The following is a 6,956-nucleotide window of genomic DNA, read 5'->3' on the forward strand; positions in this document are numbered from 1 at the left end:
TCAGCGGCGGCTCGGCCGGGTTCATGATGATGATCGCCTTGCCCTTCGCAGCCCCACCAATCACTTCGATGGCCTTGCTGGTGGTTTCGGTGAACTCGTCAATGTTGGCGCGGGTGCCGGGTCCGGCGGATTTCGACGCGATCGAGGCAATGATCTCGGCGTAATGCACCTTGGCCACGCGCGATACCGCGGCGACCATGGGGATGGTCGCCTGGCCGCCGCAAGTGACCATGTTGACGTTGAGCTGGCCGAGGTTCTGCTCCAGGTTGACCACCGGCACGCAGTACGGGCCGATGGCTGCCGGGGTCAGGTCGATCAGACGGATGCCCGGCTTGATCGAGCGCAGGAACGCGTCGTTCTTGACGTGGGCGCCGGCGCTGGTGGCATCGAAGACGAAGTCGATGTCGGCAAACGCTGGCAGACGGGTCAGGCCTTCTACGCCTTCGTGGGTCGGCGCCACGCCCATCCGTGCAGCGCGCGCCAGGCCATCGGACGCCGGGTCGATACCCACCATCACCGACATTTCCAGGTGCTGCGCGTTACGCAGGATCTTGATCATCAGGTCGGTGCCGATGTTGCCGGAACCGACGATGGCGACGTTGAGTTTTTTCTTCATGGCAGAGCTCCAGCCGTGCATGACAGGCCGGCCAGATCAGCCGGCCTTGAGTGACTAACGGTTCCTGGCGGTTTTGCGCAGCACCAGAAACACCCCGAAAAAGCCGCTTAGCAGGCCACTGACAAAACCACTGATACCGTTGCCCAGTGCGTTATCGAGCAGATCACGCGGAAACGGCACCAGGTAGTGATTGACGGCAAAAGCCAGGATGGCAGCGATGATGCCGCCAATGATTCCGGCCAGGATCGACTCTTTCAGTACGAAGCCCATACCTTCTCTCCTTGTTGTATTTGAAGTGGCGAGCGCGATGCGCCGGGGTCAGTTGAAGCGCACCGAACAGCTGCCAACACCGCCGATCGACACCCGCAGGTTGTCGCCGGCCTTGACCGGTACCATCGGCCCGAGCGAGCCGGACAGGATCACTTCACCGGCCTTGAGCGGCACCCCCAGATGCCCCAGGGTGTTGGCCAGCCAGGCCACCGCGACCGCGGGCGAACCCATGCTCGCCGCTCCGGCTCCAGTGGCGACGATCTCGCCGTTCTTCTCCAGGACCATGCCGCACAACTGCAGATCGACATCGCTCAGGGGAACCACGCGGTCACTGAGGACAAAAACGCCGCAGGAGGCGTTGTCTGCCACGGTGTCCTGGATCTTTATCTTCCAGTCCTGGATGCGTGAATCGACAATCTCGAAGCAGACCATCACCCCTTCGGTGGCACGCAGCACGTCCGCCACGGTGATGCCCGGCCCTTTCAGGTCATGCTTGAGCACAAACGCCAGCTCGCCCTCGGCCTTGGGCTGGATCAGCGAAGACGCGGCAATGCTTTCACCGCTGTTCACCGTCATCGCATCGGTGAGGATGCCGAAGTCCGGCTGACCGACACCCAGCAGGTTCATCACCACCTGGCTGGTGACGCCGATCTTCTTGCCGACTACCCGCTCGCCATCGTCCAGGCGCCGCGCTATCAGTTGCTGCTGAATCGCATAGGCGTGTTCGAGGGTCAGCTCGGGGTAGCGCCCCGTGAGCGGCGCAACGGCCTCGGCCTTGCGCTGGGCGTTGTACAGTTCGAGGCTGATCGTGTGCAGCAGCGCATCGTCAATCGTCATGGGATTCTCCCCCTTAAATGGGCTCGCTCAAGGTCAGCAGTGCCTGCTCGACCACCTTGGTCTGCGCCTCGATTGGCGCCCGCACCTGCTCCAGGCGGCCGAGCTCCATCGATGATTCGGTGACCAGCCGGCAGCGCGCTTCACGGCGCGCCATGAAGCGGGCCAACACCTGTTCCACCGAACCGGCCTGCTGCAGCTCTTCTGCCAGCACCAGGGCATCTTCGATGGCCATGCCGGCGCCGGAGGCCAGCTGTGGCGTGGTCGGGTGCGCCGCATCGCCGATCAGCAGCACGCGCCCGCGGTACCACGGCGCCGGCAGGCTGAAAATCTCCAGCGGGCGGAAGTTGATCGCTGCAATGTCCCGCTCGCTGAGCGAGTCACGCACCTCGGCCAGCACACCGCCGTAGCTTTCCAGGCGCTTGGCCAGTTCGCGGTGAAAGTCGGCCGGCTCGATGAACACCTGGGGGGTCCGTTCAAGCAGGAACATGTACATGTGCGTCGCCGACACCGGGGAAAACCCGACCTTGTACGGCCCGCCGAGAAAGTACGTACGCCGCTTGATGCTGGCCGGGCGTTCGAGAAACAGGCGCCAGCAGCTCTGGCCGGTGTATTCCGGTTTCGGTGCGTCGGGCATGATCAGCCCGCGCACCCGCGAGAACACCCCGTCGGCTCCGAGCACGATGTCATAGCGCCCCTGGCTGCCATCGCTGAAGGTCACATCGACACCGCTGCCGTCCTGCACCAGCGCCTCGACAGTGAGCCCAAGGCGCAGGGTCGTCCCGGCGGCACGTACATGCCGGGCGAGGATGCCGTGCAGGGTCGGGCGCATGATGCCGCCACTGCTCGCGGTCGCGCTGTCCGCCGGCATCGGCGTTGCCAGCGTACGCAGCGGCTCGCCCTGCGTGTCGCAGATCTGAATGCCTTCGCCGACATAGGCTTCATCGACCATGTCGGTGTATACGCCGAGCTGATGCAGCGCGCGCAGGGTCGGGCCGGTAATGGTCAGCCCGGCACCGAGTGCGCCCCAGTTCGGGTTGATGTCGATCAGGTCGACGTCAATGCCCAGGCGCAGCAAGGTAATGGCGGCAGACATGCCGGCGGTGCCGGCGCCAACAATCAGCGCTTTTTGTACGGTTTGAGTCATTGCAGGATTCCTTGTTGTTGTTCTTGTCCGGCGAAACAACCCGGTCAGGCCTTGAGGAAATTCGTCACCAGCTGGCCGAATGCCGCCGCGTGCTCGATCTGCGTCCAGTGGCCACAGCGCCCGAAAATATGCAGCTGGCTGTCGTCGATCCATTGCTGCAGGGTCAACGAGGTGGCCAGCGGGATCACCTTGTCGTCGCGGCCATGCACCAGCAGCGTCGGGTGCGCGATGCTGCGGATTTCAGCCTCGCCGTGAGCCATCGCCTCCACCCAGCGCTGGCGTGGCGCCGGGAACATCGCCGCGTAGGCTTCCTGTACACCGGGGCGCTTGCTCGCCTCATAGCGCATGCGCACCAGGTCGTCGCCGACCAGCTGCTGGTCGTAGGCGAAGATGCGCATGATCGCGCGCATGTTTTCGTGCGACGGCTCGTAGCTCCACACCGCGTCCAGGCCGGGGGTGAGCTCGAACGGCACGCCGACGCTGCCCATCAGGATCAGCTTGTTGACACGCTGCGGATGGTGGATGGCCAGGGCCAGGGCCATGGAGCCGCCGAACGAGTTGCCGATGACGTTGACCTTCTGCACATCCAGGGCATCGAGGAACGCGACCAGTTGCTCCAGCCAGCCCTCGCGTGAATAGACGATGTCTGTCGGTGTCTCGGTGAAGCCGAAGCCGGCCAGGTCCGGCGCCAACAGACGGAAGTCGTCCTTCAGGCCCTGAATGCTCAGGCGCCAGTTGGCCCAGGCACTGACGCCAGGGCCGGAGCCATGCAGCAGCAACACCGGTTCGCCGCTGCCGATGTCGTGGTAGTTGGTCACCAACGAACCGGTCTGGATGCGCTGGCCGATCTCGGGATTGTGTGGGCTATTCATGGTTGTCTCTCCAGGTTCAAACGCTGACACGTCGCCATACCAGGCGGGCGCTGCGGGCTTGAGGGGTGCCTTCTTCCAGACGCGCACTGAGCGTCAGCGTGCCGTCGGCGTTGACTTCGAAGCGGCGCTTCTGCGCACCGCCGACCCAATTGGGGAACAGGCTGATGTCGACCCAATGGGTGATCACGTCGTCGTTGACGGCGTAGCGACCGCCATAGGCGAGCATGCTGGAGTAAGCGCCGGCCTTTTCGCTGTCGCTGGCGTTCCACTGGCCACCGCTTTCGAACGGGGCGCGCTCCGCTCGGGCGATCATGCAGGCCATGTGGCCGCCTTCGGTGTACTGAATGAACCCCTGCAGATGCTCGCCCATCGGCAGCTCGATGCGGCCGTCGTCGAAGCGCTGTTCCCAGGCCAGGATTTCCCAACGGCCAATCGGATTGAGTACGGTGCGGGTCATGACGGTTTTGTCCTTGGGCAGGTGTGCTTGAAGGAAGGTGGTGACGACCTCGTTATGCTCGGCTGCGCTCTCGAATTGCGCCCAGTGCCCGGTGTCGGCGGCGCAATGGAAGGTGCCGTTGTGCACCTGGCGGGCGATGTGTTCACCCAGGGCGGGCGGCGTACGATTGCGCTCGCCCCAGTACACCAGGGTGGGCTGGCGGATTTGCCGGGCCAGCGCGTCGGTCACCAGGTGCTGGCGTATCGTCGGCCCCGCCAGGTACTCGGCAATGAACTGCATTTGCACCGCAGCCAGTTCAGGCTGGCAGTACAGCGCCTGGCGAACCATTACCGCTTCGTCGGTCAGGCGCTGCGGGTTGGCCAGAATGCGCGCCATGCGGGTACGCACATTGTCGAAGCTCGGGTCACGCAGCACCTCCAGCGAACTGGGCAGGTTGCTGGCCCAGTCCGGCTCGACATAGCCCTCGATTGCGCCCGCATCCGGCGTATAGCCCATGGTCGTGGTCAGCACCAGGGCGTCGACCCGCTCGGGATGACGCAGCGCCAGTTGCATCGCCACCCAGCCGCCCAGCGACTGGCCCTCGACAAACGCCGTGGCCAGCCCGAGCTGGTCCATCACATCCAGCACCTGGTCGACCAGCACCGGAATGATCTGCGCGTCGTAACCTTCAGTTTGCGATTTGCCGTGCCAGAGGAAATCCATGGCAATGACACGGAAGTGCCGGGCCAGCTCGGCGATGTTCAGCGCGTAGTTTTCCGCATGGCCACCGGTGCCATGCAACAGGATCAATGCCGGCCCGGCACCGGCTTCGATGATGCGCGTACGGTATTTGCCCTGGACCTCGCGCACCTGTGTGTGCAGCAGCTCGATCCAGTAAGGGCGTTGCAGGGGGTTCGATTCGGACACGTTGGTGCTCCCCGAAGTCAGGTGAACAGGCGCCCTCCCCGCTCAGCGCAGCAAGGCCGGAAAAGGCACCCGATGAAGAAACCGGAAGGTTTAGCGCTTCTGTTCCTTGCTGGCGGAAATCGGCCCCTTGAGCGTGCCGTCGGATTTCTCCAGGCCAAAGGTCCATTCCGAAAAGATATGAGCTATCGCCGCGAAGTCCTGGGCTTCCCATTCATCAGTGACGATGTCCTCGTCGGCGGCGTATTCCCAGGAACCGCCGAACGGCGTCTGGAAGTACCAGAAGCACGCCGAGGAAATCGTGTGCCGCCCCGGCCCTGCGAAGGTTCTCCAGCCCAGCGAGTCAAGGTGCTGGCCGCCGCCGATCACTTCGTGAATGTCACGAACCTTGAACGCCAGGTGATTGAAACGGGTGCCCGGCACGCGGGCATTCATGAAGAACACGTGATGGTGGTTGCCCGAGGGCGAGCAACGCATGAACACACCACGGTTGGCATAGCGGTCGGAGACCAGAAAACCCAAGCGCTCGATATAGAAACGCGCCGCTTCAGCAGCATCGTCCACGCCGATGGCGATATGGCTGATTTCCCGTGGCATGGCCACCTTGTAGGCCGGGGCGCGACGGTTAATGCGCTGCGGCTGGCCCGGAGCGTTGTAACGCGTCGCCTCGAAATGCATCGGCTTGCGCTGGGCGACGCGGAACGCCAGATTGATGCCGAGGTCGTCGACACTGTGCAGCGTACCGTCGCTATCGAACTCGGCACGCCGGTCACGGCCCAGGTCCTGGGCCAGCGCGGCCAGGCTGGCCTGGTCTTCGACCCCCCAGACAATCTCGCACAGGCCGCTGCCGCCGCCGATGGGCGTGCGTTCGATACGCGAGGGATCGGCGGCGACAACCTGGACTTCGGAACCATCGACGGCGCGAAACAGCTTCACCTCGGGATCGGCGCAAGGCACGTAGGAAAGCCCCCAGTCGGAGGCAAAGCGGCAGGCGTCGGCCAGCTCTTCGACCGCAAACCTCACACACTCGACACCGGTGAAACGAAACGGTTTGCCCTTCGTCATGATTGCCTTCTCTGTTGTTCTTGTTGATGCCTGGCGGGTTGCTGTTGCGCCGGCTGTTAGCGTGCTCCGGGAGCCATCGCGTTGTGCAGTGAACGCCATGGTAGGGAGCACGCCGCAGGCGAGCCAGAGGGATTCAGACAAGGCAGATATCCAGTAAATGCAAGGCTTGGCGGGGGCTACGGGTGTGGCTTGCGTGCGCGCCGAGGCTTCTTCGTTGCGGATTCAATCATTGGCAGCGGCGGCCAGTCGGCAGCAGTGGACAGTGGCGGGACAGGCTTGCCGGGCAGGCCTGCCTCGCGGATGATGCGCGGCCAGCGCGGTTCCCAGCACAGCAACAGCGAAATCCAGTGCCCCGTGGCGTGCACTGCAAGGCCCGGAGAGGCCAACGCCACCCAACAGGCGACCTGCCAGCGCAGCCCGGCGCGCCACAGCGGCCTGAAAAAATTCAAGGAGACCATGGCCGACTGCCACGGCCACGGCACTTTGCCGAGCAGCTTCTTCGGTGCCGGCACTGACTGCGGGCCTTCTTCCATATAGCGGCGGATGAACTCCCACAGGTTGACCAGATCGCTGGTGCCATCGCCGGTCTTGCCGACGAACACCAGGTGAAGATGGGGGAGTCCGGTGATGGCGGGGTCCCAGAATAGAAGGAGTTGCCGACCGGTGTTGGCGGATTCTTCTTCGCCCACAACAGACTGGGCGATTACCTGCTCCCAGTCGAGGACGGCGATGCCACCAGCGAAACGCGGTCGGTGCAGATAGACCTGGCGGGTAACTCGGTTGAAACGGATC

Annotated in this window: 7 protein-coding genes and 1 pseudogene; all 8 read right to left on the reverse strand. The window is 63.8% G+C overall.

The window, feature by feature from the left end; translation table 11 throughout:
• A pseudogene (gene mhpF, locus DM813_RS08425) lies at window positions 1-616 on the reverse strand (acetaldehyde dehydrogenase); the annotation flags it as partial.
• Window positions 617-670: 54 nt separating this feature from the next.
• Entirely contained in the window at window positions 671-886 is a 216-nt protein-coding gene (locus tag DM813_RS08430; RefSeq protein ID WP_128322972.1) for a hypothetical protein, read from the reverse strand.
• A 48-nt stretch (window positions 887-934) separates the two neighbouring features.
• A complete protein-coding gene (gene dmpE / locus DM813_RS08435) occupies window positions 935-1,723 on the reverse strand; it encodes a 2-oxopent-4-enoate hydratase (RefSeq protein ID WP_128322973.1) in 789 nt (262 codons plus the stop codon).
• 13 nt (window positions 1,724-1,736) lie between these two features.
• Window positions 1,737-2,867: an FAD-dependent oxidoreductase gene (locus DM813_RS08440; protein ID WP_128322974.1), complete on the reverse strand. Its 1,131-nt coding sequence runs from the start codon at window positions 2,865-2,867 to the stop codon at window positions 1,737-1,739.
• A 44-nt stretch (window positions 2,868-2,911) separates the two neighbouring features.
• Window positions 2,912-3,739: an alpha/beta fold hydrolase gene (locus DM813_RS08445; protein WP_128322975.1), complete on the reverse strand. Its 828-nt coding sequence runs from the start codon at window positions 3,737-3,739 to the stop codon at window positions 2,912-2,914.
• Window positions 3,740-3,755: 16 nt separating this feature from the next.
• The gene (locus DM813_RS08450) at window positions 3,756-5,102 is read right to left on the reverse strand and encodes an alpha/beta fold hydrolase (RefSeq protein WP_241653155.1); all 1,347 of its coding nucleotides are present in this window, start codon (window positions 5,100-5,102) and stop codon (window positions 3,756-3,758) included.
• Between the two features lie 90 nt (window positions 5,103-5,192).
• The gene (locus DM813_RS08455; RefSeq protein ID WP_128322977.1) at window positions 5,193-6,164 is read right to left on the reverse strand and encodes a VOC family protein; all 972 of its coding nucleotides are present in this window, start codon (window positions 6,162-6,164) and stop codon (window positions 5,193-5,195) included.
• A 176-nt stretch (window positions 6,165-6,340) separates the two neighbouring features.
• Window positions 6,341-6,956 (reverse strand): DUF6708 domain-containing protein (locus tag DM813_RS28420; protein WP_347233025.1); only part of this gene is annotated, 616 nt, incomplete at its 5' end.

The sequence above is a fragment of the Pseudomonas alkylphenolica genome (assembly GCF_004025535.1).
Lineage (GTDB): Bacteria > Pseudomonadota > Gammaproteobacteria > Pseudomonadales > Pseudomonadaceae > Aquipseudomonas > Aquipseudomonas alkylphenolica_A.

Coding starts and splice junctions, on each gene's coding strand:
- DM813_RS08430 (WP_128322972.1), bottom strand. CDS start 886: ATGGGCTTCGTACTGAAAGAGTCGATCCTGGCCGGAATCATTGGCGGC.
- dmpE (WP_128322973.1), bottom strand. CDS start 1,723: ATGACGATTGACGATGCGCTGCTGCACACGATCAGCCTCGAACTGTAC.
- DM813_RS08440 (WP_128322974.1), bottom strand. CDS start 2,867: ATGACTCAAACCGTACAAAAAGCGCTGATTGTTGGCGCCGGCACCGCC.
- DM813_RS08445 (WP_128322975.1), bottom strand. CDS start 3,739: ATGAATAGCCCACACAATCCCGAGATCGGCCAGCGCATCCAGACCGGT.
- DM813_RS08455 (WP_128322977.1), bottom strand. CDS start 6,164: ATGACGAAGGGCAAACCGTTTCGTTTCACCGGTGTCGAGTGTGTGAGG.